Origin of the sequence: Symbiopectobacterium purcellii, from assembly GCF_052050035.1 — a bacterium.
Classification (GTDB): Bacteria; Pseudomonadota; Gammaproteobacteria; order Enterobacterales; family Enterobacteriaceae; genus Symbiopectobacterium; species Symbiopectobacterium purcellii_A.
In genome coordinates this window covers 3,845,802-3,870,090 of record NZ_CP189882.1, presented here as the reverse complement: position 1 = coordinate 3,870,090, position 24,289 = coordinate 3,845,802, and the positions used below count along the sequence as shown (strand labels likewise).

Genomic DNA, 24,289 nt, shown 5'->3' with positions numbered 1-24,289 from the left:
GAGCCCCTTTATCATCCGTTCATACTGAAACGAAGACGGGCTACGACCGCCAACGACCGGCAGACAACGAAATTGCGGTAAACCTGTTTTTTGCTGTAACATGTTCATGCGTTTAATTTCTCTACACCGATTAGTTATACGCACCCGACGCCAGCGGCTGCACACTGCTGGCGTCACCCTCTCCAAACAACATCTCTGTCACGACCATGATTTCCGCCACCAGGCTTTGAACCTTGTAGCCCTTAGCTCTCATTCGCTTTGTCTCATCTCGATCCAGAACGCCATCAGCGGTAAATTCGTTATGCGCCTGGGCGAATGCACCGAGTGAGGCTAAAAGATCGTTGAACTTGAACAACAACTCTTCGTTGTCGGTTTGCTCAACATCAGGCAGCTTCACGAACACGCCACCAGCACGTTTACACATCGCCTGGGTGATATCTGTCCGGCCTGAAATAGCCTCCATCTGAATAGCCATACCAAGCGGCACCATTTGTCCGCCAACCTGCCGAACGCGGTTACTCAATGCGTGATAGGTGCCGTCATGCGCCAGTTGGGTTGCCATCGCCTCATAGCCACCAGCAGACTCAGTAATGAGCCTGTGCATTGCTGCGGTTATGTCCGGTGGAGCGGTAAAGTTTTTATTGTCCACAGTGGATTACCTTTTCTTGTGGTTTCGGCCTGCTCTGCTTTGCCGTAAAACATGGAGAGCGTGGTAGATGAACAAATTAGGAACCATATATATCGTTGAAAGTGATCGTTACCCCTCTTGCGGCAGCTGCTGCGATAACACGATTAGCCACATCTGGAGGGACGCTTTGGCGCTGTCCTTCGTAGTGGCTGACATTGCCTTGAGACACTTCGATTGCTGCGGCGAAATCAGCTTGAGACAAGCCAAGAATTCGACGCACTGCGTTTATGTTGTTCTTTTGCTTCATGGCCTTTTCCGTTATGGATTTTGAACACCAACAATATTAGCTCGACTGTTATCCATAAGCAACAGTCTGACTGTTTTCTTTTTATTAGTGAATGTAATACTCTTTGGAAAACTCAGTGATGCGTGCCTAGATATGCCAGCTAAACCACTCACACCAGAACAGAAAGCTGATGCCCAAAGGCTGATGGCTATCTTCAAAAAACAGAAGGGTTTAACCCAAGCAGTGCTTGCTGACGAGCTAGGTTTCTCCAACCAAAGCGCGGTAAGTCAGTATCTCAATGGAAAAATTCCACTAAATGTTGAGGCTTCAATAAAGTTCGCAGACAGGCTTGGGTGCCAAGTGTCTGACTTTAGCCCTTTCATGCAGAGGGAAATCAACAGGATAGCCACTTACGCCACCGCTATTAAGAAACGAGCACAAGAATCTAATTCCTCCGAATGGGGAAAATATTCAAAGGCAAGCGCCGAGAAGCAGGCTGTTGCAGATTTCTTCCTGCGTGAGAATGAAGATCGGCAACCGGAATGGGTTGATAGCGATGCCCGAGCATACGCTGATTCGCTGGAAGCGAAGGCAAGAAGGTGGCTACAAGGTGGTAGCGAGAGTGCCATAGAGAAAATCCGCGCTTAGACTTGTGTGGTCTGACGGCAAATTAATTCCTTAGCAACAAAACACCTCATCAAGAAAATACTTATTCATTCACCCTAAAATATCAGTCGGACTATTGACAGTTAGAATAAGTCGGACTAATATCATTTCACCAACAGCGAACAGGCAGGACGGCCACGAACGTAGCCGCCCGTGGCGTAGAAGTACGGGATGATTCGCGTAATTAGATGGGGGTAATGATGGCAGTCAATGAATGCGAAATGGCGTTAATTCGCTTGCTGCTGGAGGACTCTAAGGATCTCCAGCAACTCAAGCCCAATGCAAAAACAAGCCAAAACATACGTCTCGCCGAGGCGATGTTGACCGACCAAGCGGCTATGACGCGGGGTTACAACACCAGCAAAAGACTCTGTGAGGGGGAAACCTAAAACTCATCGCCTGGTTTTGGTGATAGAGGATCAAGCAGCGCCAGTGTTTGTTTATAAATCTGCTCTTGATGAGGCTCTAAACCACCACGACCAAGACGCTCACGGAAGTAAAGAACGTGTGCTTTGAGATCGATAGAGGATTGTCCGACATTTTCGGTAATTGAAGTAGCAAGGCGAGAAATGGCAAGTTCGACAGCATGCAAACGAATGCTCAGGTTTTCATTATTCACAAAATATCCTCCTTATCATAGGGATTATGAGGATACCACTGCCGTCTGAGGTGGTGAAGTAACCAGACACAGATTAACCAGAACGGCGTGAGGACCAGATGAGCAAAGCAAATGTGAACCATCAGCTAATTCTTTGGGCAGCGTTTTATGTCATCGCTTTGCTGCTGATTGGGCTTATTTCCTCATTCCTTCTTTTGAAGTTTTTATAAGCGTCCACACCAGGGTACGACCGCTAACGCGGGGCTGGAACCGTAACCAGCATTGTGAGTTGTGATGATTCAGAGGTGTAGTTTTTGGCGGCTTGAGGGCCCATCACCCAATAGCCGCACTTTTTCTGCACAGACAGAAGGGTGTCGGAACCCTTCTTAATTGGTGAGTCAATGCTGAGGTCTATATCCCGACGCCCTTCACCTTTCTGTGTGTGCAGCAACAAATATAACGGTGTGGAGAAAATCATGAGTCTTTTTAACTTCAAAAATGCGCAGGTGTACCGGCTAACGCGAGATGTAAGTTTCGCTGAATTAGCTGAACAGTTACCTGCATTTGCTTTTACTCCTTGTGGTAGCCAGGACATGGCGAAAACTGGTTGGGTATCCCCCTTCCCTGTTTCGTGTGACAGGCTTAGCTACCAGGACGACGGGCAAATCCTTCTCGTTGTGCAGCGGGAAGAAAAAATCCTGCCTGCGCCGGTTATCGCTCGTGAAGTTGCCACCAAGGTGGCAAAGCTGGAAGTTGAACAAGGCCGCAAGCTCAAAAAGACCGAAAAGGACACCATTAAAGATGAGGTTCTTCATTCGCTGTTGCCCAGGGCGTTCACAAAATTCAGCCGCATTACACTCTGGATCGACGTTCCGTCCTCACTGGTTATCGTAGATGCCGCAAGCGCGCGTAAAGCAGAAGATGCCCTTGCATTGCTGCGTAAAACCATTGGCTCGCTGCCCGTTGTACCTGTCGTTATGGAAACACCCATTGAGTTAACAATGACGGGCTGGGTGCGTGATCGTGTCGTTCCTGCTGGTTTCGCCTTGCGCGATGAAGCTGAACTGAAAGCGATTCTGGAAGATGGCGGTATTCTGCGCAGCAAACAGCAAGACCTTATCAGTGATGAAATTGCTGGTCATATCGCTGCTGGCAAATTGGTAACAAAACTGGCGCTGGACTGGCAAGAGCGGATCACTTTTGTTCTTGATGATGCTGGCACCATTAAGAAGATTAAGTTTAGCGATCAGATTCTGGAGCAGAACGACGATATCGACCGTGAAGATATTAATCAGCGGTTTGATGCCGATGTAATGCTTATTACTGGTGAACTGTCAGCATTAATTAAAAACCTGATTGAAGTGCTGGGCGGCGAAGCCTCACGTTAATTAATCCTTTATCTGTGCAATTTAATCGCCTCGCGGCGAAGGATTTACTCAACCTAAAATCGGTGTGGAGAAAAATAATGACGTGGATTTCTACTTTTACTGGGCGGCATTTTAATTACAACGCCCCCAGCGTGGATGATGTTGATATCCGTGATATCGCCCACGCACTTTCCCAAATTAACCGCTTTTGTGGTCACACGCATTGGCCCTACTCCGTCGCTCAGCACAGCATTGGCGCGAGCTACCTGGTGCCGCATGAATTCGCTTTTGAAGCGCTGATGCATGATGCGCATGAAGCCTACGTAAGCGACATGATGTCATCGCTGAAACACCTGCTGCCTGACTATCAGCGTATTGAAACTGACGTTGAAGTGATTGTGCGCCTGCGCTATGGGTTGCCACTCAAAATGAGCGCAGAGGTGAAACGTGCTGACCTCATCATGCTGGCTACTGAAAAGGATGCGTTACTGCACCCTGATTCCGGTCACTGGCCCATTCTGGATGGTGTTGAGCGCTCAGAGCGGATCATTGTGCCTATGAGTGCCTTTGAAGCAGAACGCGAGTTTATGACTCGTTTCTCTGAACTGGCCGGCCCCTATGTGGACATGAGTTATGAGGGGATGCGGCATGGCTAAGAACTCAAAGGACGTTTACGGTGCCAGCGGCAAAACCAACGTGCTCACGTTTGAGCCGGAATCTCTGCACATGATCGATGATCCGGCGCATCCCTTGTATGACGAGCGCATTTATCTGCCGATTGATGAAGCTATGGTGCTGAACATCATGGACCAGGGCGTACTGGAACCCATCATCGTTTGGAAAGACCCGGAATCAGGAAAGGTTTGCATTGTTGATGGTCGCCAGCGTGTACGCCACACCATCGAGGCAAATCGCCGTTTGCTTGAGAAAGGTGAAAAGCCATTACTGGTGCCGGGTGTGGTCAGACGCGGATCTGCAAGCCGTGTATCTAAAGCCATGGTGAGCGCTAATGAAATCCGCCGCCCTGATACTCCATTGGGACGAGCCAAAAAGATGGCATCAGCGATGGAGCGTGGAGACGACGAAGAAGACCTTGCACTCACATTTGGCTGTAGTGTGCAAACCGTCCGCACAACGCTGGCGTTGCTTGATTGTACCCAGGCAGTGCAAACCGCTGTTGAGGCTGGGCATGTGAATGTGACGCAAGCCCGACAACTGGCAGCTATGGAGCCAGAGCAGCAGCGGGAAAAGGTAAAGGAACTGGTTCAGGCCACCAGAGGTGTATCCGGGCATGAACGTGTTCGCCGCCAGCGTAAAGTGCTGGGCAATGCAAAACCGAAACTCAAAAGCCGAAAAGAAATCACCAAGGCTCTTGATGCTGCGACCGGTGATTATGCTGCCGCTTTACGTTGGGTGCTGGGTGCCGAGAGTCCGGCTGAGGGGGAATAGTGGAGCGTGAATATTTTGTTCTCAGCGTAAATCACACGCAGCGGAATAGCCCCTACATCACCCTGTGGCGCGCCAATAACGCCGGGTACTGCGGTCGGATTGAAAGCGCTGGCCGCTACACAGAAAGCCAAATTAAAGCGCATCTTGGTTACTACAACTGTGGATGTGGGGCCATTGCCGTTCCGTGTGATGTGGCTGAGCCCCTGGCCTTTAGCGTTCAGCCAGGCTTCTTTGATGACGATAACGGGCGATGGCTGCGCAACAACCGAGCGACATGGAAAGCGTTACTGGCGTGTGCTTCGCATTAGAGCAGCAGCCAGATGCGGCCACTGATACCGACGTTTATATTCCTCTTGTTTCACAGCATAAGGAGTAACAAAAGAACTGTTCATGCATACAGTACATTATTTTATACTCGCCTCGCAATTAACAGCGAGGTATGCATGAGACACAGAGATCTGCTCGCAAGGGCTTTTTACAACGCACAGCGCAGAGATGAGAGAAACCGGCTTGTAGCGTCAACGACTGACATTATCAAAGAGGCAAGGAAGCTCTCAAGTAGAGAGATAGGACCAGGTGAGATACGTGACTATATCAACTGGTATGGGCGTGGCTGGGTGATTCTGGAAGAAACACCAGCCAATAACAATGTGTACATCAAGGCACATAACTACTAAATCACAGAAGCGAGCCTGAGTGCAGTCAGGCAGTGATTAATCGGTGTGGAGAATGGCGTATGAGCAAGCTAATGAAGGCAAGCCAGTGGGGACGGCGGGAGTTTGAATCCGGATCAGAGCCCGATAACAGAACTATTAAGCGATGGATCGAAAACGGCCTTTTGCAAGGCCGTATCGTTGATGGGGCTGTTTGGGTGTGTTCATCTGAAAAATGGGGCGTTAACTCAGTTGTCTCTCAGGCTGTTACCAGGTTAATAAACGAGGCATAAAAATGGCTGCTCGCCCACGAAAGCGCGATAACCGCGCACTTCCTGATCATTTATATTTTGATAAGACCGCTGGAGTATATAGATTCACCTTGGTAACAGGGAAAAGAAAAAGCCTTGGTGGCAATCGCAATATCGCTATAGCAATCGCAAGAGAATACAACAATCAAATGCGGTCTGAATCTATCGTTTCGATTGCATCACTGATCAAGGATTCCGGGGGAATATCCGGTGAAGTACTGCCGTTTTGTAGCTATGCAGACCGTTTACTCCAACGTGCTATTGATGACGAGCGACCAGGTAAAGCCACCAGCGATGTATGGATAAATGACATTATCAGGGTGAAGGAATATTTCACCATGCCAGCATGTGATATCGAACTGGAACACGTCAACGGATATGTCCAGAGTTACCATGCTGACGCATCGGCCAACGTCCAGAATAGAAAAGTTAGTTTTCTGAAAAAGCTATTCAGCTATGCGGTCGATGAATCATTAATGATCGATAACCCTGCAACCCGCAAAAAAATGCGGCGTGTGGATGGAAAAAAACGGCGGAGATTGTCGTTCCAAGATTTTCAGCGTATCAGGTTATCTGCTCCCCCCTGGCTTCGAACAGCTATGGATCTGGCATTACAAACGACGCAAGCTCGCCTTGAGGTATCGCGCATACGATACTCCATTAAGCAGCCCAAGGAAGGAGTTTGTGGATGTGTCTGGTATCAAGCGCCAGAGAATGGAGTTCACGGCGTTCTGTATATTCACCGTCAAAAAGTGCAGAAAAAGGAAGCGTCTCACATCGCTATTCCAATCGGCGATGAGTTAAAGCGCATTATTGATGACAGCCGCGATCGAATCGCCAGCCCGTATGTTGTCCACCGGCTACCAGAGAAAAACAGCAACCCGATCAGCAAGGATGTTAACCACCCTACGCAGGTTAATCCTAATTACCTAAGCCGAGCATTTTCTGACCTGCGTGATGCAGTGGGTATTGCCGCTGAATACCCTCCGGCAGAACGCCCAACATTCCACGAGATACGAGCGCTGGCCGCATTTATGTTTGAACGTCAGGGAGTGGATCCACAAGCGCGCATGGCGCACAGCGATGCCAAATCAACAAAGATATATACGCAAAATCATCTTGATTGGGTTGCTGTACCACATGCAGAAATCAAAACTGGCTGATGGTAAAACCTTGCCTAACTCATTGATGTATAAAGAGTGGATCATGCTTAAAATGCACTGTTTGTTTATCCATTTAAATGCTCTTAAAACCAGTATTGGCAAGGCTTCCCGAGTATTTTGCTAGTTAACATGGGGTGTCAGGGGTCGGAGGTTCAAATCCTCTCGTGCCGACCAAATAATCCCAAAAAAAACCAACCTTTTACGGTTGGTTTTTTTATGCCTGGAATGTGGAGGGGGAATTACGGGACAAACAGCTGACCTTCCCCCTGAAAACAACGCCAATCTAAACTCAAGTATCCGGTATAGCTAAACGACTTAATTTTGATTACATTATTTAAATGAGCTATTCAATTGATTTTAGACGTAAAGTGATATCTACACGGAAAAACGAAGGGTTGAGTATCCGAGAAACAGCGAAGCAATTTCGGATTGGCCCTGCCTCTGTATCGCGTTGGATTAATCAAATAGAGTCAAAAGCATCGACCACGCGTCAGCGAAAGATCGATAAATCCGAGTTGATAAAAGATGTTGAACAATATCCAGATGCTTACCAAAAAGAACGTGCAGAGCGTTTTGGCGTTTGTCAGAAGGCCATTTGGCAAGCGCTTAAAAAGCTGGGATTGACCTATAAAAAAAACTCTACGTCATCCGAAAGCCGACGAAAACGCCCGGCAGGGATTTCAACAAAAAAAACAACAGTATGAAAAAGAAGGCAAACCTATTGTTTTTATTGATGAAAGTGGTTTTTCACACGATACCCCACGGACTCACGGCTATTCCCCAAAAGGTCAACGGTGTTTTGGCCTGAAGAACTGGGGAGCTAGGGGAAGAACAAATGTTATCGGCGCTTTATTAGGCACAACGCTGTTTGCTATCGGATTATTTGATATCAATATTAACAGCGATGTTTTCTATGCCTGGGTCACACAAGTCCTTATCCCAGTACTCCCTAAAAACAGTGTAATCATGATGGACAATGCCACTTTTCACAAAAAACATAATATTCAACAAGTCATCATCGATGCAGGGTATATGGTGGAGTATTTTCCTACATATTCGCCAGATCTTAACCCAATTGAGCATAAATGGGCACAAGCAAAAAGCAAAAAAAGAGAGATGGGTTGCGATACAGAGAGTTTGTTCTCAGTCCATATGGTGTAATCAAAATTAAGTCGCTTGGCTATACCAAGTTCTTCGGCGAGATTGAGCAGGCCGGCTTTGTGTTTGATGATGGGATTGTTAGTATGAAGCATGAGAGTTACCTCGCGTTTTGTTTAAGGATTAGACACCCATATCAAAACCGGTAACTCTCAACCTTTCAAGGTCATGTGTCAGATCAAGTCGCGACTAATACATAATATCTGATTGTGCAACACCAGCCATCGTTATGGTGGCTGGTCATCTCTCTTTATCACTGACCGCCGTTGGATTTCATTGTAAGTAATCCAGGCTCCTTTCGTATTATTTGCAAGTCCGCGCGTTAACTCAATAATGTTTTATTCTGGTGCTGGTAGAAGATGCAATTCTAGTGTTACATTAATCTCAATTCCTGTTTTCTCCGCAGGCGCATATCACTTTATACTGGGCTACTCACAGGTGCATTATTTTTGATGAAGGAGTTCAAATGAATACTCTTCTTTCTCAATTACTCATCAAACTGGCGCAAAAGGAGGCAGATGAGAAGCGGCTTCAGACTCGCGTCGCATCTCTTGAAATGCTGGTTTCTGCGGTTATTTCCACAATGGATGATCATAAATTGATCAAATTGAAGGGCGAAATTGATCTCCTTGTAAGGCGAGAAACGCTGCCTGTCGGTGAAAGAGACGATGTCTATCTGCTTCTTAGAAATATCAGTGGAATGGCATCTATCCATTCGCCTGAGTTATTGAACAGCTCTATAGCATCATCTATTTGCTAAATGAACGGCTGTTTCACATTTTGTCTCTAATTATGTCTAGAGTTATTAACTCTGTTTTGATGGGTGAATTGCCCGCGCAGGAAACGTATTAAAAACTAAAGACGCCAATAATAAGCGTCTTTAGTATGAATGCCTGCAATGATTTATACGGGATTAAGCGCTCTGTTTTTTCTTCAGCAAGAACTGATAAGCAATTGCAAGAAGGACAAACCAAAGCGGTGTCACCATGAGTGCCTGTAATGTGTCTGGCTGCAATGTCAGCAGAACAATTACATCCGCAAAAAAGACCAAGCATACCCAGCACATGATAATACCTAGCGGCATTTTGTAGGTGGAATTGGCATGCAGCTGAGGCCGCGTTTTCCGATATTTAAGATAAGAGCACAGGATGATGCTCCAGATAAACATGAACAGAATCGCGGAAACCGTTGTGACCAGCGTAAACACTGTCATCACATTCGGAATCAGGTAAATCAGCACAACGCCACTGAGCAAACAGATGCAAGAGAACAGTAGTCCTGTTGCAGGGACAGCGCGTTTTGACAGATGAGCAAAGACCTTAGGTGCATCGCCCTGTTTTGCCAATCCAAACAGCATCCGGCTAGTAGAGAATACGCCGCTGTTGGCGGAAGAGGCTGCCGAAGTCAGTACGACAAAATTGATCACGCTGGCGGCGGCGGGGAATCCGACCAATACGAACATCTCTACGAAGGGGCTACGGTCGGCGGCAATCGCGTTCCATGGCGTAACGGACATGATCATGATCAGCGAGAAGACGTAAAACATGATGATACGGATAGGTATGGCATTAATGGCACGCGGCAGCACCACTTGAGGGTTTTTGGTTTCCGCGGCAGTAGTACCGACCAATTCGATCCCGAAGAAGGCAAAGACTGCTATAGCTAAGCGACATTATTTTGATAACAGCCAGCTATGCTTCTTTGCCACATATCAGGGCATCGGCTGTAATCATTTTTAAGTCGGTTGGCTATATGCTTACCTCATAATTTTTATAGGTGCCAAAATGAGTAAAATAATTACTGCTGAATTTAAATGTGAAACCGCCAAATTAGTCCTTGACCAAAATTATATCTACCAGGAAGCCGCGAAAGCCATGAACGTCAGTCTTTCAGCGATTAGCCGGTGGGTAAGAGCCCTTCGTTTAGAACGTCAAGGGAAAACATCGCCTGGTCTGCCATTATAGCAAAGCGACATTATTTTGATAACAGCCAGCTATGCTTCTTTGCCGCATATCAGGGCATAGGATGTAATCATTTTTAAGTCGGTTGGCTATATCTGGAACCCGGCAAAAAATCCGCTTATCCCTTTCGGGAACATGCCACCGTGATCCCACAGGTTAGTGAAAGAGGCGACTGAACCTGATGGGGAAGGGAAGTGCATGAAAACCAGCACCGCACCGAGGATAATCAGAGCGACAATTGCCACGATCTTGACCATGGAAAACCAGAACTCCATTTCTCCGAACAGTTTGACCGTCGCGAGATTAAGCGTGAGCAACAGCAGCACACACAATAAACTAGTTGCTGAATAGAGACTTGCATTTTTTGTCAGGCTATTGAGAATAAAAAGAGGTTTAACTTAGAGAATAAAGGTTTGAAATGATCAACAAAGAGCGGTTGTTACGAGATAATCGTTTATGTAAAGCAATCATTGGATTATCAGTCGAAGAATTGAAAAATTTAGCCGCTGAATTTTCAGCTTGTTATTTGATTTATCGGAAAAAGAATCGAAAAGATCACGAGCGGCAGATGGGTGCAGGGCAGAAAGGATTTATCCCAACCCCATTAGATAAACTGCTTTTTATTTTATTGTATTTAAAATGTTATCCGACCTATGATTTGCAAGGACTTCTTTTTGGTTTAGATAGAACACGGGTATGTCGCTGGGTAAAAATATTATTGCCGGTTTTAGAGATGACCTTGGGGCGAGAATGTGTTTTGCCCGCTCGTCAAATTCGCTCTGCTGAGGAATTTTTTCGCGCCTTTCCTGGAGTTAAAGACGTCTTTATTGATGGGACAGAGCGACCTGTCCAAAAGCCTAAGAATCTGCGTCGGCGAAAAAAAATGTATTCGGGAAAGAAAAGACAGACCACTCGAAAAGGGCTTATTATGACTGACGAAACAAGGCAAATTGGATTTATCCCCATGAGCAAAAATGGGCGCCGTCACGATAAACGCTTACTCGATAAAGTCGATATAATTCGCCATATTCCTCCTGAGGTAACCATCTGGGCAGATACCGGTTTTCAAGGTATAGATAAACAGCATCCTAATACACAAATCCCAAAAAAAGGAACTCGAAAAAGACCTTTATCGCCTGAACAAAAACAAGAAAATAAAATAATCTCGGGCATCCGTATTACAGTTGAACACGCCATCGCGGGTATCAAGCGCCTCGGTTGCATGACCCAAATTTTACGGAATCGTAGACCCTTTATTGATGATACCTTCTTACTCCTTAGCGCCGGTCTTTGGAATTTCCATCTCAGAACAGCATAAAATTTACTTCAATCACCGAAACACCCTTATTTCACTATTAAGCAACACGCTTAATAAAGAAGACACCCACTGCGAAAGTTCGGGAAACCAGAACTGGGTATAGGCGCTGATGGCGACCACATCGGCGATGCCCGTCACCACCCAACAGAACCAATAGGTCCATCCGGTGAAAAAGCCAGCCCAGGGCCCCAGCAGGTCAGCGGCAAAGTCGCTGAAGGACTTGTATTCGAGATTGGAGAGCAGTAACTCGCCCATTGCGCGCATAACGAAGAACAGCATAAACCCGATGATCATATAGACAAAGATGATCGAAGGGCCTGCCAGGCTGATGGTTTTACCCGACCCCATAAATAAACCGGTGCCTATAGCGCCACCGATAGCAATAAGCTGTATATGCCGGTTGGTCAGGTTGCGCCTTAGGCCTTCATCATGGCCTGAGGTAAGGTCGTCGACCTCTTTGACGTTATCTACCATGTGTTAAATTTCCTGTTTTTGTCGGTGATGTTGTGTTGAGCTCTTGAATGGCTCTCTGATGATAGCGATAGGTATATATAGATCCTGTTAAACCTACCTGGCAATGCCGCGCATGATACCGAGGACGTGGCATGTGGCATAGAGAAGGTGAACATTCGCACGTTTTACGTCTGTGTATTTTCTGTTCGAACAAGGCTGGCATACTAGGAGGAATAGAGATGACGGATATAAACGCGGGCAAGACTAACAAAATCGGCTTTTGTCGACAATCGGATTTTCATGGTTGGGAGCGAAAAGAAAAAAATCGAATTAACCGTTTGACAGCGGCAGGCAACGGGAGAATAATCCACGGCGTTGGGTCGTTAGCTCAGTTGGTAGAGCAGTTGACTCTTAATCAATTGGTCGCAGGTTCGAACCCTGCACGACCCACCAACATTTCATACTGGTGTCTGTAAAGAATTTCGTGTAAATGGCTCCATCGCTTAACCGGAGATCCGATCTCCATACATGAACATGAATTGGCTCATAGCCGGTTTCCAGTCTGTGATTGGTAGGGTCCATTTAGCCGAGATATTATGCAAGGCTAGATAGAATAATTTTAGCACCGAGTCATCCGTTGGAAATATTCGTCGCGTTTTCGTTATCTTGCGCAATGAGAGACTGTAAAATAATCTGTGTAAATGGCATTTTGAGGAAAACCTTCAAATGATAACAAAATGCCTATCAGCAACGAACTTATTGACCAACTGCTTCAAGATTGTCACTCCCCTCAGGATCTGCTGGGTGAATCAGGCCTACTCAAGGCCCCATTCCCACTCGAAATGCAACAAAACGGTAGAGGCTTATGCCACCAGTAAGTGCGTTAAAAATACCTCATTGGGGGAACGATAGCCCAGTGATTTTCTGCCCCTTGTATTGAGTATGTGTTCGAGTTCGGCAATCTTACGATGACTGAACTGACTGAAGTCTGTTCCCTTTGGGTAAAAACGTCGTATCAGCCCGTTGGTGTGCTCATTCAAGCCCCTCTCCCAGGAATGATAAGGATGGGCAAAGTAGACCTGCGCCCCTGTGATTTGAGTAATTTGCTCGTGCAGAGCGAATTCAGGGCCGTTATCAGCTGTTAGGGTCTTAAACTTGCAAAAGGTATTAGCTTCAATGTCCCTGAAAGCAGCAACCACAGTCTCCGCACGCTTATTAGGCAGTTTGCGAATGATGACGGTTTTCAATGCTTTATCTACGATGGTTAACAAGAATGACTTCTGGTCTTTGCCAAAAATAGTGTCAATTTCGAAGTGGCCAGGCTCCTGTTTAAGCTCGGCTTGAGCTGGGCGATACTCAATACCAACACGGTTGGGAATAGGGCCTGATTTGAGGTTTTCGGCATTGTACCTGTAACGTTTTCCCGATTAGGAAGTTGCTGATATAGCTCCCCGCCAGCCTGTCTCTCCTGCAGGATATAGCGATATAGCGTATTCTTGCTGACAGATATACCGAATTCCAGGTGCAAACCGCCACTGATGATTTCATGTGAAGAGTGAGTGGAAAGCGCCTGCCTGATGAAGTTCTGAATGTGTGGCTCCAACGGGTAAAAAGCATTGTTTGGCAGAGGCTTATGACGGCGTTCCCGGACCAGAGTGTCCGCCCTTCTACAGCAGTAGACACCATTGAAAGTAGGGTCGGTATTGCGTCTGAGTTCCCTGCTGATGGTCGAGCGAGGCAGAGCAAGCTCTCTGGCGATGGTAGCTTGGTTGACACCTTCACCACGCCGCTTTTCGATGTAGAACCGTTCTTTGTGAGTCAGATGTTTTCCCTGCATGCAACAGGCTCTCCAGTATGGCCAGAACGGTGATTTTATCCGACTCTGGCAAGTGGGTCACTTTGTTGCGTTTCGAGTGGGAATGGGGCGCCAATCAGAGACTGGAAACCTGCTATGAGCCAATTCATGTTGATGTATGGAGAACGAATCTCCGGTTAAGCAATGGAGCCATTTACACAAAATTCTTTACAGACTCTACCCAAGGTGTATCTCCATCTCAGCTTCAAGAACCCGTTCCGCCAGTCTTTTAGTCAGCTCCTTGAGTAGGCCTGATTCACCCAGAAGCTCGGCTTTGTTGAATAATTTAACCGTTTGATTTACATCTTCTTTAGTTAGAATGCATTTACAGAGAATGTATTTTGTTAGAACGACAAATCAAATAGTTAGCACAATAAAAAGCATTCCGAGAGGAAAAATTAGTCGTTGAAATTTTATAATGCTTATATAAATCAGTATCTTAAATTATTCAACAAAGCCCAGAAGCTCCTGAGGGGAGTGGCAATCCTGAAGCAGTTGGTCAATAAGTTCGTTGCTGATAGGCATTTTTTGTCCTCTGAAGGTTTTCCTCAAAATGCCATTTACACAGATCTTTTTACACTCTCGAGCCTTGGGTGGAAACCTTCGTCGGCTGGTACAACGAGGAACATCGCCATAGCGGTATCCGGTATGTCACGCCGGGCCAGCGGCACAGAGGCGAAGACAGCCAGTTGCTGGTAAAGCGAAAATCGGTGTATGAGGCAGCAAAAATGCAGAACCCGCATCGTTGGTCAGGGCCAACAAGAAACTGGGAGCGGCAGGACGAAGTGTGGCTAAATCCGGAACGGGAAAAACAGGCCGTATGAATCAACTGGGGCGACAACTACCTTGACACGCACCGACCTCGTGAGCGGCCCAGGCTGTTATCGTTGGTAATATCGGGATGTTTTTTTGAACGCCAGCCGCACATTTGAGCGCACAGATATTGCTGCCATCCAGCGCAATGGCTGACCAGTCAACAAGTCCATGAGCATCAAGAAATGAAATTAACCTATTAAAAATAATGTTAATAACTCCAGACTTTGACCATCTATTGAAACGGTTATAAACGGTTTTCCATGGGCCGTAACGTTCAGGTAAATCACGCCATGGGGCACCTGAACACAGTATCAAGAACATGCCGTTGACGATTTTGCGATGTTCTGCCCATGGCCGGCCTGCGGAGATGTCAAAACGGTTGGTAACAAGGGCTCAATGATTGCCCATGCTTCATCAGAAAGATCGTAGCGAGCCATAATCCAAAGTGTCTTAGAAACAGATGGATACTATAGCTCAAGCAGGCTTTGTTGAATAAATCGAACTTTCAGGGGATCGCCGGATCAAAGCACTATAGCCAACCGACTTAAAAATGATTACATCCTATGCCCTGATATGCGGCAAAGAAGCATAGCTGGCTGTTATCAAAATAATGTCGCTTGGCTATATCATCGCTCCCGATAGCAGCTCCCCATGGCAAAGCAAAAGTTTAAAATCACCAACTGGCCCACCTACAACAAAGCACTCAGACAACGCGGCTCCCTGACGGTCTGGCTTGATGAGTCCGCCATCGCTGCATGGACTGACAGTGCTTCGCCTGAAGGTCGTGGTCGGCCGCTTTATAGCTAAACGACTTAATTTTGATTACATTATTTAAATGAGCTATTCAATTGATTTTAGACGTAAAGTGATATCTACACGGAAAAACGAAGGGTTGAGTATCCGAGAAACAGCGAAGCAATTTCGGATTGGCCCTGCCTCTGTATCGCGTTGGATTAATCAAATAGAGTCAAAAGCATCGACCACGCGTCAGCGAAAGATCGATAAATCCGAGTTGATAAAAGATGTTGAACAATATCCAGATGCTTACCAAAAAGAACGTGCAGAGCGTTTTGGCGTTTGTCAGAAGGCCATTTGGCAAGCGCTTAAAAAGCTGGGATTGACCTATAAAAAAAACTCTACGTCATCCGAAAGCCGACGAAAACGCCCGGCAGGGATTTCAACAAAAAAAACAACAGTATGAAAAAGAAGGTAAACCTATTGTTTTTATTGATGAAAGTGGTTTTTCACACGATGCCCCACGGACTCACGGCTATTCCCCAAAAGGTCAACGGTGTTTTGGCCTGAAGAACTGGGGAGCTAGGGGAAGAACAAATGTTATCGGCGCTTTATTAGGCACAACGCTGTTTGCTATCGGATTATTTGATATCAATATTAACAGCGATGTTTTCTATGCCTGGGTCACACAAGTCCTTATCCCAGTACTCCCTAAAAACAGTGTAATCATGATGGACAATGCCACTTTTCACAAAAAACATAATATTCAACAAGTCATCATCGATGCAGGGTATATGGTGGAGTATTTGCCTACATATTCGCCAGATCTTAACCCAATTGAGCATAAATGGGCACAAGCAAAAAGCAAAAAAAGAGAGATGGGTTGCGATACAGAGAGTTTGTTCTCAGTCCATATGGTGTAATCAAAATTAAGTCGCTTGGCTATACTACACCGATATGGCTGTTACCACGGTTTTGATGATAAAGCGCGTGTTTAACCTGTCGCTCCGGGCATTACAGGGCTTTGTCGACTCGGTTTTTACACTGATGAGCCTGCCACTGCGCTGCCCGGACTACTCTCTGGTCAGTCGGCGGGCAAAAACCGTCAGTATCAGCATAAAAACGCCAACGCGTGGTGAAATCTCGCATCTGGTCATCGACAGTACCGGTCTGAAGGTCTTTGGCGAAGGTGAATGGAAAGTCAGGCAGCATTGGGCTGACAGACGAAGAGTGTGGCGCAAGCTTCATCTGGCAGCAGACAGTGCGACGCATGAGATTATCTGTGCCGACTTATCGCTCAGCGGAACGACAGATGCGCAGGCACTGCCGGGCCTGATTAACCAAACCCACCGAAAAATCAGGGAAGTGTCAGCAGACGGTGCTTATGACGCCCGTTACTGCCACGATGCGTTGCTAAGAAAGAAAATCAGGCCCCTTATCCCGCCGCGAAGCGGAGCCAAATACTGGCCGGACAAGTACCATGAACGTAACCATGCGGTGGCGAATCAGCGTCTGAGCGGGAGTAATGATATGTGGAAAAAGAAAGTGGGTTATCACCGGCGTTCAGTGGCAGAAACAGCGATGTTCCGCATAAAAACTTTGCTGGGTGGCCATCTGAGCCTGCGTGACTATGAGGCTCAAGTAGGGCTTTGTTGAATAATTTAACCGTTTGATTTACATCTTCTTTAGTTAGAATGCATTTACAGAGAATGTATTTTGTTAGAACGACAAATCAAATAGTTAGCACAATAAAAAGCATTCCGAGAGGAAAAATTAGTCGTTGAAATTTTATAATGCTTATATAAATCAGTATCTTAAATTATTCAACAAAGCCCTCAAGTAGGTGAAGCCATAGCGATGGTCAAAGCGCTGAACCGTATGACGTTGTTGGGTATGCCACACAGCGTCAGGATAGGATAACAGGTGTAGCAGAGGGAGTCATCCTGTCGGCTAATTCTGATTTATTCAACAAAGCCATATAACACCAGAAATCTCCTTGGCTATGCGGCAGCAAAAGATTCGTTCGATAATGCCGAGAATTTGGATAATGTTGTAAACTTTAATGACGAAATTTGGGTTGAACGTCTTGGTACTCCTCGGCGTAGAATGGTTGGCATTGATCTCAATGCAAACAGGGCAATGACAGCCTATGGCTATATCACGAAGAAGTCTTTTAAATTGGGCAATACCAGCAGTAATCCTAACGAAGTTCTCTTTAGCGAAAGCGATGGGGAGTATTATCGATGAGACTGCTCGCTTCCCAAAGTCGTTCCCGCCGGTTCGAATCCAGAGACAACTGGCGGAATAGATGGACAGGCGTGGAGATGTATCGGTGATACAACGCTTCGTAATAGGCTAGAGTGCCCCCACGGGTCATCATTAGTACGTCTATGTGCTGATGTTGTAAAACTAAGGGCGCTTACTGGTTTATCTTCAGGTCAGGAAATTCAGTTGCTGGGCTATCACAGTTTCGTTCCTGGTATTGGTGGTGGGCGTCTTTTCGTAAGTGATGACTCTACGAGTGCGGATGATGGTTTTACCTGCTTTGTTACTACTGACGGAGTAAGGATTAAGTGGTCTGTTGGGCAGAGTCTTACAGTGCAGATGGCTGGTGCAGTTGGTGATGGTGTACACATTCATGAAGATACTTCCGCCTTCCAGCGGGCTGCTGATGCCGGAGTGTCAGTCTTAGTTCCTAAACCACGCGAGTTCTATGGTATTAATGATTCTTCTGAATGGAAGGGCATCATTCCGGCAAACTCTGGAACGCATTTTTATGGTGATGGCTCTTATCCTGAAATCAGGCTGATGGCTTCTCGCTGCAATATTTTCTCTAACTTTATTCGTGACTTTACCCTCACAGCAATTGGCCCTATCACTGACTTTAAATTGGAAGGTCTTTATCTAAACTCAAATAACGGTTCTCTTGCAGACCCCGTTAGCGCGTCATTTTTAACTGGTGATAACTATAGCTTCGGCGTTTACATGATTAAGTGTGCAAATGTTACGTTGCGCAACTGCCGATTTAAAAACTCGTGGTATGGAGGGCATAATCTGTTCAGCGTACAAGGGCAGACTGTAGAAAATTGTCATTATGAAAATATAGGTCCTGCAAATGCGCATTTTGCGAACTATGCCGCTATGGGCAGTGATGCTGATTGGCGCGTTCCAAATCAAAATGTCACGTACATTAACAACGAGGTTAAAAATTGCGGCGGAGTACTTCGGGGGAATAACGGGGTAAACAATGGCGCGGTTTCGGAGTCAAAATCATGGCGTATAACCGGAACGAAAGCGTCCGATACAAAAACCGGCATCGATTTGTACAACGGTGCATTTACAAACGTCTCAATTACCAATACTGAGATGACAAGGTGCACTAATGGTCGCTGCATTTCTGTATCCGGCCGAGGGTCCAGCTACAACCGAGACACTCCGATAAAGAACATATCAATAAAAAATACAAAACTTATTGATTGCCTGACTGCGAATGTTAGTAAACAGGCTTACATTTACGCTTTTGCTTCCGATGGGTTAGTTGAAATACTCGAAACGAGCATCGTTGGTGGTAATGGTGGCGGTGGTTCTAATAATGATGGAATTGTAATGAGCGGCGAGCAGAGCGGCGGATCTGCTGTCGCTAAGGGTTTGTTCATTGTTGATGGTGCTTATATAAAAACGGATGCCCCACTCAGAAATCACGTTCGGCACAACATGGCTGCGAATTTGATAGGGCGCAACGTGACTCACGCAAGTCTGTCATCAAGTTATATGTGGTTCATGCCGTCAGGAGGACGAGTTGATATATCGGATGGTTCTGTCACTGCCGCCGGTTTAGACACATCTCTTTTCGTCAAGAGAAATTGGGCTCATGGGTCAGTGCGTAACATTCAGGGGGTCAAGACTTCAGTATTTGCGTAGGTTATTTCCTTAGTGGAGGACGCATTGCTCATATACTGGTCGGTGCGCTACCCATTAATAAATGCTAACTGTTACGGGCAGGCTGGCTCATACATTGTTCTTATTTTTGCTGATTCTATCAACGTTACATTTAGTATTCTAAACGCTTCTGGTGGAACCTGGCTTTGTTGAATAATTTAAGATACTGATTTATATAAGCATTATAAAATTTCAACGACTAATTTTTCCTCTCGGAATGCTTTTTATTGTGCTAACTATTTGATTTGTCGTTCTAAGAAAATACATTCTCTGTAAATGCATTCTAACTAAAGAAGATGTAAATCAAACGGTTAAATTATTCAACAAAGCCGTGGAGCCTCTTCAGCAGCGGTTCCGATTAGCTGGGATGCAAAACGTGGTATGAGCTTCCTATATGAGAAAACAAGAATAAGGAAGCGAGGTGATAAAGCACATCACTTCCTTATGCTTCACAACGTATCTCTCGATCTATTTTTAGTTGATATAATAACTGCAGATAAGAACAGCACAATTAGCATTCTATACTCACCCTCAAAAATAACATCCTGCTGCATTATTAAAAACGATATAACAAACATTATAAAACCAAAGTATTTATATGTTGTTTTTTTGCTATTATAAAACATAAATAATGATGCTATAGTGAAAAGTACATAACAAAAAACAGGTATTAAACCAGCCACCCTAGCTGTATCAAGGAGTATATTATGATACCAGTTGGTGCTTTCTATTGATTTATCCACAGTGAAACCACCAAATGGATAGTGCATGAATATCGCTATTCCATGTGACCAATGCTTAAATCTTTTACTTTCAAAACCTTCCCCCATTCTACCAAGGGCAAAATCATAATGTTTAACCATCCAGTCAGGCATAAGGAATAAAAATAAACTAATCACAAAGGGAAATAATATTAATATCTGTATTGTTTTTTTTAATGACATGCCTCTAACCATAAGAAGAAAAATGGTAATCACGGAAAGTAAAAAGAACGTCCTGCCAGATAAAAAAATACCGGCAGCTAATATAATAAAGAATAATCCGCAGCTGTATATTCTTCTTACTCCTAACCTATAAAAAATATAAAACATAGTAGCTGACATTGACAGCCCCATAACATTACTAACAGACGGTGAATTCATGTCATTGCCAGTAAAAGGATTTATAAGTTTACCATATCCATAATTTTCTCCATTAAGATAACTATAGAAAATGATACATAAACTCTGCACACATATTCCTGCTAAATAATAGGTAAATAGTTTAATCTTCTCACTATCATTGTGAAATTCAATTGCGGATCCCAAATATGTTATTAAAATCAAAATTGCAAACATTACATTGTATGGCGATGGAGTGATGAAGTTATCGGCGCCTATTGCAAATGTTGAAAATATGAATATAAAAAAAATCAAATAAAGAAAAGTGAATGTGTATTTTATTTTGTGCTTGAAAATATTCTTTGCGTTTAAAATTAAAGATAAGGCCATAAAAGGTAAAAACAAAACACTCATCCCGAAACCTGATAGGAAAAACACCAATCTCTGTAATTTACTACTTTCGCTAAGATTTCTACTTATTTCCATTTCTATTCCACCACATATGAATCAATATGCATGAATGATTTTTTGTAAAATTGATAACCAGTATTAGAGCACAACATAGATGATAAATGAACTTGAACCGTGCCTGTTGCCCCATTCCCAGTCGAAACGCAACAAAACGGTAGGGCATTATGCCGCCTGTAAGTGCGTTAAAAATACCTCATTTGGAGAACGATAACCCAGCGATTTTCGGCCTCGCGTATTGAGCAGGTGTTCGAGTGCTGCAACCTTGCGATGGGTGACATAATTGAAGTCCGTTCCCTTCGGGTAAAAACGCCGTATCAGCCCGTTGGTATGCTCATTCAACCCGCGTTCCCAGGAATGATATGGCCGGGCAAAGTAGACCGGTGCCCCCGTGACTTTTGTAATTTCCCTGTGCTGGGAAAATTCAGAACCGTTGTCAGCAGTCAGGGTTTTAAACTCGCAGAAGGTATTGGCAACGATGTCCCTGAAGGCCGCTACCACTGTCTCTGCTCGCTTGTTGGGCAGTTTGCGAATGATGACCAGCTTGACGGCTTTATCGACCACCGTCAGCAGGAATGATTTCTGATCTTTGCCAAAGATGGTGTCAATCTCGAAATGCCCGGGTTCCTGTTTGAGGTCAGCAACGGCCGGCCGCTGCTCAATGCCAACACGGTTGGGAATAGGACCGCGTTTGTTCTCATCGGTCTGATAGTTATAGCCAAGCGACATTATTTTGATAACAGCCAGCTATGCTTCTTTGCCGCATATCAGGGCATAGGATGTAATCATTTTTAAGTCGGTTGGCTATAGAGCGAGTTCTTGCTGACGGACAGGCCAAATTCCAGGACCAGGCGCCCACTGATGACCTCAGGTGAGGTGTGGGTAGACAGCGCCGTTCTGATAAAGTCCTGAATGTGCGGTTCAAGCTGGTTAATCACGCTGTCCGGCCGTGTTTTCTGCCGCCGCCCTCTGGCCAACGTTTCGGCCCTTCTGCAGGAATAGACCCCGTTGAAAGCGGCGTCGGTATTGCGTCTGAGTTCCCTGCTGATGGTAGAACGAGGAAGCTCCAGTTCCCGGGCGATGGTGGCCTGGTTAACCCCATCACCACGCCGTTTTTCGATGTAGAACCGCTCTTTGTGAGTCAGATGTTTTCCCTGCATGCAACGGGATCTCCAGTAGGGCCAGAACGGTGATTTTATCCGGGTCTGGCCAGTGGGTCACTTTGTTGCATTTCGACTGGGAATGGGCCATTGTCCCCTGTGGAAAATGCAGTTTGAATGCCAGCGATGGTCGACACACCAAATTTCCTGATATGCCGTCCACGTGGCACCTTCGTAAAATGTAACATCTCTTTATCCAGTCTGAGGTCAGCAACCAGCCTCTTTAATCGTTGATTGTCATCTTCCAACTGCCTAGGCTGTGTCCCTTAATTGCTTGATCTATAGTATCCATCTGTTTCTAAGACACTTTGGATTATGGCTCGCTACGATCTTTCTGATGAAGCATGGGCAATCATTGAGCCCTTGTTACCAACCGTTTTGACATCTCCGCAGGCAGGCCGGCCATGGGCAGAACATCGCAAAATCGTCAACGGCATGTTCTGGATACTGTAAACTAGTTGCTGAATAGAGACTTGCATTTTTTGTCAGGCTATTGAGAATAAAAAGAGGTTTAACTTAGAGAATAAAGGTTTGAAATGATCAACAAAGAGCGGTTGTTACGAGATAATCGTTTATGTAAAGCAATCATTGGATTATCAGTCGAAGAATTGAAAAATTTAGCCGCTGAATTTTCAGCTTGTTATTTGATTTATCGGAAAAAGAATCGAAAAGATCACGAGCGGCAGATGGGTGCAGGGCAGAAAGGATTTATCCCAACCCCATTAGATAAACTGCTTTTTATTTTATTGTATTTAAAATGGGCTTTGTTGAATAATTTAAGATACTGATTTATATAAGCATTATAAAATTTCAGAGACTGTAAAATAATCTGTGTAAATGGCATTTTGAGGAAAACCTTCAAAGGATAACAAAATGCCTATCAGCAACGAACTTATTGACCAACTGCTTCAAGATTGTCACTCCCCTCAGGATCTGCTGGGTGAATCAGGCCTACTCAAGGTGCTGACTAAAAGACTGGCGGAACGGGTTCTTGAAGCTGAGATGGAGATGCACCTTGGGTATGCTAAGCATGACCCGGCTGGTAATCATTCAGGCAACTCACGCAATGGCAAGACATCCAAGAGCGTACGTAGCCAAAATGGGGAGATCGAGCTCGATATTCCGCGCGACCGCAACAGTACCTTCGAGCCGACACTGATCGGTAAGCACGAAAAACAGCTTAACGGCTTCGATGACCGCATTATTTCTCTCTATTCCAGAGGGTTATCAACCCGTGATATTCAGGCACACTTTAAAGAAGTCTACGGGGTCGATGTTTCCGCTGGCTTCATTTCTCAAGTGACCAATGCTGTGATGGATGAAGTTAAGCGCTGGCAGCAACGGCCGCTGGATGCGCTTTATCCCATTGTTTACCTTGACTGTATTGTTGTCAAAAGCCAGGACGGCGGAGCCGTGGCCAACAAGTCTGTTTATCTGGCCCTCGGCGTCAACGGCCAGGGCGAAAAAGAGCTGCTGGGGCTATGGATAGCCAAAACTGAGGGGGCCAAGTTCTGGTTATCTGTGATGACAGAACTGAAAAATCGTGGGCTAAAGGACATCTTCGTCGCCTGCTGCGATGGCCTGAAAGGCTTTCCTGATGCCATTGAAGCTGTTTACCCGCATACGCGGGTACAGCTCTGCATTGTGCATCAGGTGCGGAACTCGCTGCGCTACGTCGGCTGGAAAGAGCGTAAGGCCGTTGCTGCTGACCTGCGCACCATCTATAGTTCCGCAACGCTAGAGGGCGCTGAAGAGGCCCTGGATGCCTTCGCGGCCAAATGGGATGAACAGTTCCCGACGATCAGCCCGTCGTGGAGAAATAATTGGGAACGTCTCATCGTCATTTTTGACTTTCCGCCGGAGATCCGCAAGGTTATCTACACCACCAACGCGATAGAGTCGTTAAATGCTTCATTGCGCAAGATAACGAAAACGCGACGAATATTTCCAACGGATGACTCGGTGATAAAATTACTCTATCTAGCCTTGCATAATATCTCTGCTAAATGGACCTTGCCAATCAGAGACTGGAAACCTGCTATGAGCCAATTCATGTTGATGTATGGAGAACGAATCTCCGGTTAAGCAATGGAGCCATTTACACAAAATTCTTTACAGACTCAAATTTCAACGACTAATTTTTCCTCTCGGAATGCTTTTTATTGTGCTAACTATTTGATTTGTCGTTCTAACAAAATACATTCT

General features: G+C 45.5%; 32 protein-coding genes, 1 tRNA gene and 8 pseudogenes. 26 read left to right on the top strand and 15 right to left on the bottom strand.

The window, feature by feature from the left end:
* Nucleotides 1-130: 130 nt before the first annotated feature.
* Both ACQGXV_RS26450 and ACQGXV_RS26445 read right to left on the bottom strand, forming a co-directional pair.
* Complete coding sequence (locus ACQGXV_RS26450; RefSeq protein WP_440863687.1) at nucleotides 131-649, bottom strand: YmfL family putative regulatory protein; 519 nt, start codon at nucleotides 647-649, stop codon at nucleotides 131-133.
* A 76-nt stretch (nucleotides 650-725) separates the two neighbouring features.
* Nucleotides 726-935, bottom strand: a complete 210-nt coding sequence (locus ACQGXV_RS26445) for a helix-turn-helix domain-containing protein (protein WP_440863686.1) — start codon at nucleotides 933-935, stop codon at nucleotides 726-728.
* A gap of 183 nt (nucleotides 936-1,118) precedes the next feature.
* Between ACQGXV_RS26445 and ACQGXV_RS26440 the strand changes: the two genes are divergently transcribed.
* Complete coding sequence (locus ACQGXV_RS26440; RefSeq protein ID WP_440863685.1) at nucleotides 1,119-1,562, top strand: helix-turn-helix domain-containing protein; 444 nt, start codon at nucleotides 1,119-1,121, stop codon at nucleotides 1,560-1,562.
* A gap of 215 nt (nucleotides 1,563-1,777) precedes the next feature.
* Nucleotides 1,778-1,969 (top strand): hypothetical protein, encoded by a 192-nt coding sequence (locus ACQGXV_RS26435; RefSeq protein ID WP_440863684.1) that lies wholly within the window; start codon nucleotides 1,778-1,780, stop codon nucleotides 1,967-1,969.
* On the opposite strand, the gene ACQGXV_RS26430 is transcribed toward ACQGXV_RS26435, so the two are convergent.
* On the bottom strand, nucleotides 1,966-2,199 hold the full coding sequence (locus ACQGXV_RS26430; RefSeq protein ID WP_440863683.1) for a hypothetical protein: 234 nt from the start codon (nucleotides 2,197-2,199) through the stop codon (nucleotides 1,966-1,968). The two genes, ACQGXV_RS26435 and ACQGXV_RS26430, sit on opposite strands and share 4 nt — an antisense overlap.
* A 455-nt stretch (nucleotides 2,200-2,654) precedes the next feature.
* On the opposite strand from ACQGXV_RS26430, the gene rdgC reads away from it, so the two are divergent.
* The 10 genes from rdgC (at nucleotide 2,655) to ACQGXV_RS26380 (ending at nucleotide 9,039) form a co-directional block, all read left to right on the top strand.
* Nucleotides 2,655-3,566 carry a recombination-associated protein RdgC gene (gene rdgC, locus ACQGXV_RS26425; protein WP_440863682.1) on the top strand — a complete coding sequence of 304 codons (912 nt, stop codon included), beginning with the start codon at nucleotides 2,655-2,657 and terminating at the stop codon, nucleotides 3,564-3,566.
* A 77-nt stretch (nucleotides 3,567-3,643) separates the two neighbouring features.
* Complete coding sequence (locus ACQGXV_RS26420; protein ID WP_440863681.1) at nucleotides 3,644-4,201, top strand: HD family hydrolase; 558 nt, start codon at nucleotides 3,644-3,646, stop codon at nucleotides 4,199-4,201.
* The gene (locus tag ACQGXV_RS26415; protein ID WP_440863680.1) at nucleotides 4,194-4,994 is read left to right on the top strand and encodes a ParB/RepB/Spo0J family partition protein; all 801 of its coding nucleotides are present in this window, start codon (nucleotides 4,194-4,196) and stop codon (nucleotides 4,992-4,994) included. The genes ACQGXV_RS26420 and ACQGXV_RS26415 overlap by 8 nt, the downstream gene beginning before the upstream one ends.
* A 250-nt stretch (nucleotides 4,995-5,244) precedes the next feature.
* Entirely contained in the window at nucleotides 5,245-5,370 is a 126-nt protein-coding gene (locus ACQGXV_RS26410; protein WP_440863679.1) for a hypothetical protein, read from the top strand.
* 67 nt (nucleotides 5,371-5,437) lie between these two features.
* Complete coding sequence (locus ACQGXV_RS26405) at nucleotides 5,438-5,671, top strand: hypothetical protein (RefSeq protein ID WP_440863678.1); 234 nt, start codon at nucleotides 5,438-5,440, stop codon at nucleotides 5,669-5,671.
* Between the two features lie 59 nt (nucleotides 5,672-5,730).
* Nucleotides 5,731-5,940 carry a hypothetical protein gene (locus ACQGXV_RS26400; RefSeq protein WP_440863677.1) on the top strand — a complete coding sequence of 70 codons (210 nt, stop codon included), beginning with the start codon at nucleotides 5,731-5,733 and terminating at the stop codon, nucleotides 5,938-5,940.
* Nucleotides 5,941-5,942: 2 nt separating this feature from the next.
* A complete protein-coding gene (locus tag ACQGXV_RS26395) occupies nucleotides 5,943-7,121 on the top strand; it encodes a phage integrase Arm DNA-binding domain-containing protein (protein WP_440863676.1) in 1,179 nt (392 codons plus the stop codon).
* A gap of 338 nt (nucleotides 7,122-7,459) precedes the next feature.
* On the top strand, nucleotides 7,460-7,825 hold the full coding sequence (locus tag ACQGXV_RS26390; protein WP_440862584.1) for an IS630 transposase-related protein: 366 nt from the start codon (nucleotides 7,460-7,462) through the stop codon (nucleotides 7,823-7,825).
* Nucleotides 7,749-8,282 (top strand): IS630 family transposase, encoded by a 534-nt coding sequence (locus ACQGXV_RS26385; RefSeq protein WP_440867624.1) that lies wholly within the window; start codon nucleotides 7,749-7,751, stop codon nucleotides 8,280-8,282. The genes ACQGXV_RS26390 and ACQGXV_RS26385 overlap by 77 nt, the downstream gene beginning before the upstream one ends.
* Before the next feature lie 463 nt (nucleotides 8,283-8,745).
* Nucleotides 8,746-9,039 carry a sigma-S stabilization anti-adapter protein IraP gene (locus tag ACQGXV_RS26380; RefSeq protein WP_440863675.1) on the top strand — a complete coding sequence of 98 codons (294 nt, stop codon included), beginning with the start codon at nucleotides 8,746-8,748 and terminating at the stop codon, nucleotides 9,037-9,039.
* Between the two features lie 153 nt (nucleotides 9,040-9,192).
* Here ACQGXV_RS26380 and ACQGXV_RS26375 read toward each other — a convergent pair.
* A pseudogene (locus ACQGXV_RS26375) lies at nucleotides 9,193-9,939 on the bottom strand (amino acid permease); the annotation flags it as partial.
* Between ACQGXV_RS26375 and ACQGXV_RS26370 the strand changes: the two are divergent.
* Together ACQGXV_RS26370 and ACQGXV_RS26365 are read left to right on the top strand one after the other, a co-directional pair.
* Nucleotides 9,881-10,018, top strand: a complete 138-nt coding sequence (locus tag ACQGXV_RS26370) for a hypothetical protein (protein ID WP_440863674.1) — start codon at nucleotides 9,881-9,883, stop codon at nucleotides 10,016-10,018. The pseudogene ACQGXV_RS26375 and the gene ACQGXV_RS26370 sit on opposite strands and share 59 nt — an antisense overlap.
* 45 nt (nucleotides 10,019-10,063) lie before the next feature.
* Complete coding sequence (locus ACQGXV_RS26365) at nucleotides 10,064-10,243, top strand: transposase (protein WP_440863673.1); 180 nt, start codon at nucleotides 10,064-10,066, stop codon at nucleotides 10,241-10,243.
* On the opposite strand, the gene ACQGXV_RS26360 is transcribed toward ACQGXV_RS26365, so the two are convergent.
* Complete coding sequence (locus tag ACQGXV_RS26360; RefSeq protein ID WP_440863672.1) at nucleotides 10,238-10,393, bottom strand: hypothetical protein; 156 nt, start codon at nucleotides 10,391-10,393, stop codon at nucleotides 10,238-10,240. The genes ACQGXV_RS26365 and ACQGXV_RS26360 overlap by 6 nt on opposite strands.
* Nucleotides 10,330-10,611 (bottom strand): hypothetical protein, encoded by a 282-nt coding sequence (locus tag ACQGXV_RS26355; protein WP_440867623.1) that lies wholly within the window; start codon nucleotides 10,609-10,611, stop codon nucleotides 10,330-10,332. Before ACQGXV_RS26355 ends, ACQGXV_RS26360 begins: the two co-directional genes overlap by 64 nt.
* A gap of 47 nt (nucleotides 10,612-10,658) precedes the next feature.
* On the opposite strand from ACQGXV_RS26355, the gene ACQGXV_RS26350 reads away from it, so the two are divergent.
* Nucleotides 10,659-11,558 carry a transposase family protein gene (locus tag ACQGXV_RS26350; protein ID WP_440862939.1) on the top strand — a complete coding sequence of 300 codons (900 nt, stop codon included), beginning with the start codon at nucleotides 10,659-10,661 and terminating at the stop codon, nucleotides 11,556-11,558.
* A gap of 39 nt (nucleotides 11,559-11,597) precedes the next feature.
* Here the strand turns inward: ACQGXV_RS26350 and ACQGXV_RS26345 are convergent.
* Nucleotides 11,598-12,032 (bottom strand): annotated as a pseudogene (locus tag ACQGXV_RS26345) (amino acid permease); the annotation flags it as partial.
* A gap of 356 nt (nucleotides 12,033-12,388) precedes the next feature.
* Here ACQGXV_RS26345 and ACQGXV_RS26340 point away from each other — a divergent pair.
* Nucleotides 12,389-12,464, top strand: a tRNA-Lys gene (locus tag ACQGXV_RS26340).
* Between the two features lie 50 nt (nucleotides 12,465-12,514).
* Here ACQGXV_RS26340 and ACQGXV_RS26335 read toward each other — a convergent pair.
* A pseudogene (locus ACQGXV_RS26335) lies at nucleotides 12,515-12,688 on the bottom strand (IS256 family transposase); the annotation flags it as partial.
* A gap of 60 nt (nucleotides 12,689-12,748) precedes the next feature.
* Here ACQGXV_RS26335 and ACQGXV_RS26330 point away from each other — a divergent pair.
* A complete protein-coding gene (locus ACQGXV_RS26330) occupies nucleotides 12,749-12,889 on the top strand; it encodes a hypothetical protein (RefSeq protein WP_440867842.1) in 141 nt (46 codons plus the stop codon).
* On the opposite strand, the gene ACQGXV_RS26325 is transcribed toward ACQGXV_RS26330, so the two are convergent.
* Nucleotides 12,875-13,390 carry an IS30 family transposase gene (locus ACQGXV_RS26325; protein WP_440867622.1) on the bottom strand — a complete coding sequence of 172 codons (516 nt, stop codon included), beginning with the start codon at nucleotides 13,388-13,390 and terminating at the stop codon, nucleotides 12,875-12,877. The genes ACQGXV_RS26330 and ACQGXV_RS26325 overlap by 15 nt on opposite strands.
* Nucleotides 13,276-13,848, bottom strand: coding sequence for a transposase (locus tag ACQGXV_RS26320; RefSeq protein ID WP_440863671.1), 573 nt, complete (start codon nucleotides 13,846-13,848; stop codon nucleotides 13,276-13,278). The genes ACQGXV_RS26325 and ACQGXV_RS26320 overlap by 115 nt, the downstream gene beginning before the upstream one ends.
* A 608-nt stretch (nucleotides 13,849-14,456) precedes the next feature.
* On the opposite strand from ACQGXV_RS26320, the pseudogene ACQGXV_RS26315 reads away from it, so the two are divergent.
* Nucleotides 14,457-14,690, top strand: a pseudogene (locus tag ACQGXV_RS26315) (IS3 family transposase); the annotation flags it as partial.
* A gap of 35 nt (nucleotides 14,691-14,725) precedes the next feature.
* On the opposite strand, the pseudogene ACQGXV_RS26310 reads toward ACQGXV_RS26315, so the two are convergent.
* A pseudogene (locus ACQGXV_RS26310) lies at nucleotides 14,726-15,119 on the bottom strand (IS5 family transposase); the annotation flags it as partial.
* A gap of 214 nt (nucleotides 15,120-15,333) precedes the next feature.
* On the opposite strand from ACQGXV_RS26310, the pseudogene ACQGXV_RS26305 reads away from it, so the two are divergent.
* The 5 genes and pseudogenes from ACQGXV_RS26305 to ACQGXV_RS26285 form a co-directional block, all read left to right on the top strand.
* Nucleotides 15,334-15,483: pseudogene (locus ACQGXV_RS26305) on the top strand (IS5/IS1182 family transposase); the annotation flags it as partial.
* A gap of 34 nt (nucleotides 15,484-15,517) precedes the next feature.
* A complete protein-coding gene (locus ACQGXV_RS26300) occupies nucleotides 15,518-15,883 on the top strand; it encodes an IS630 transposase-related protein (RefSeq protein ID WP_440862584.1) in 366 nt (121 codons plus the stop codon).
* Nucleotides 15,807-16,340 (top strand): IS630 family transposase, encoded by a 534-nt coding sequence (locus tag ACQGXV_RS26295; protein WP_440862665.1) that lies wholly within the window; start codon nucleotides 15,807-15,809, stop codon nucleotides 16,338-16,340. The genes ACQGXV_RS26300 and ACQGXV_RS26295 overlap by 77 nt, the downstream gene beginning before the upstream one ends.
* Before the next feature lie 19 nt (nucleotides 16,341-16,359).
* Nucleotides 16,360-17,064 (top strand): annotated as a pseudogene (locus tag ACQGXV_RS26290) (IS5 family transposase); the annotation flags it as partial.
* Between the two features lie 804 nt (nucleotides 17,065-17,868).
* Entirely contained in the window at nucleotides 17,869-19,338 is a 1,470-nt protein-coding gene (locus ACQGXV_RS26285; RefSeq protein WP_440863670.1) for a hypothetical protein, read from the top strand.
* 467 nt (nucleotides 19,339-19,805) lie between these two features.
* Here the strand turns inward: ACQGXV_RS26285 and ACQGXV_RS26280 are convergent, their stop codons facing one another.
* The 4 genes from ACQGXV_RS26280 to ACQGXV_RS26265 all read right to left on the bottom strand — a co-directional run bounded on the left by ACQGXV_RS26280 (nucleotide 19,806) and on the right by ACQGXV_RS26265 (nucleotide 22,084).
* On the bottom strand, nucleotides 19,806-20,870 hold the full coding sequence (locus ACQGXV_RS26280) for an O-antigen ligase family protein (protein WP_440863669.1): 1,065 nt from the start codon (nucleotides 20,868-20,870) through the stop codon (nucleotides 19,806-19,808).
* Nucleotides 20,871-21,089: 219 nt separating this feature from the next.
* A complete protein-coding gene (locus ACQGXV_RS26275; RefSeq protein WP_440863668.1) occupies nucleotides 21,090-21,653 on the bottom strand; it encodes an IS30 family transposase in 564 nt (187 codons plus the stop codon).
* Nucleotides 21,637-21,762 carry a hypothetical protein gene (locus ACQGXV_RS26270; protein WP_440863667.1) on the bottom strand — a complete coding sequence of 42 codons (126 nt, stop codon included), beginning with the start codon at nucleotides 21,760-21,762 and terminating at the stop codon, nucleotides 21,637-21,639. Before ACQGXV_RS26270 ends, ACQGXV_RS26275 begins: the two co-directional genes overlap by 17 nt.
* The gene (locus ACQGXV_RS26265; RefSeq protein WP_440863666.1) at nucleotides 21,716-22,084 is read right to left on the bottom strand and encodes a helix-turn-helix domain-containing protein; all 369 of its coding nucleotides are present in this window, start codon (nucleotides 22,082-22,084) and stop codon (nucleotides 21,716-21,718) included. Before ACQGXV_RS26265 ends, ACQGXV_RS26270 begins: the two co-directional genes overlap by 47 nt.
* 315 nt (nucleotides 22,085-22,399) lie before the next feature.
* Between ACQGXV_RS26265 and ACQGXV_RS26260 the strand changes: the two are divergent.
* From ACQGXV_RS26260 to ACQGXV_RS26250, 3 genes and pseudogenes are all read left to right on the top strand, one after another.
* Nucleotides 22,400-22,534, top strand: a pseudogene (locus ACQGXV_RS26260) (transposase); the annotation flags it as partial.
* An 86-nt stretch (nucleotides 22,535-22,620) separates the two neighbouring features.
* A complete protein-coding gene (locus tag ACQGXV_RS26255) occupies nucleotides 22,621-22,872 on the top strand; it encodes a hypothetical protein (protein ID WP_440863665.1) in 252 nt (83 codons plus the stop codon).
* Between the two features lie 85 nt (nucleotides 22,873-22,957).
* The gene (locus tag ACQGXV_RS26250) at nucleotides 22,958-24,169 is read left to right on the top strand and encodes an IS256 family transposase (protein ID WP_440862551.1); all 1,212 of its coding nucleotides are present in this window, start codon (nucleotides 22,958-22,960) and stop codon (nucleotides 24,167-24,169) included.
* The last annotated feature ends 120 nt before the right edge of the window (nucleotides 24,170-24,289 follow it).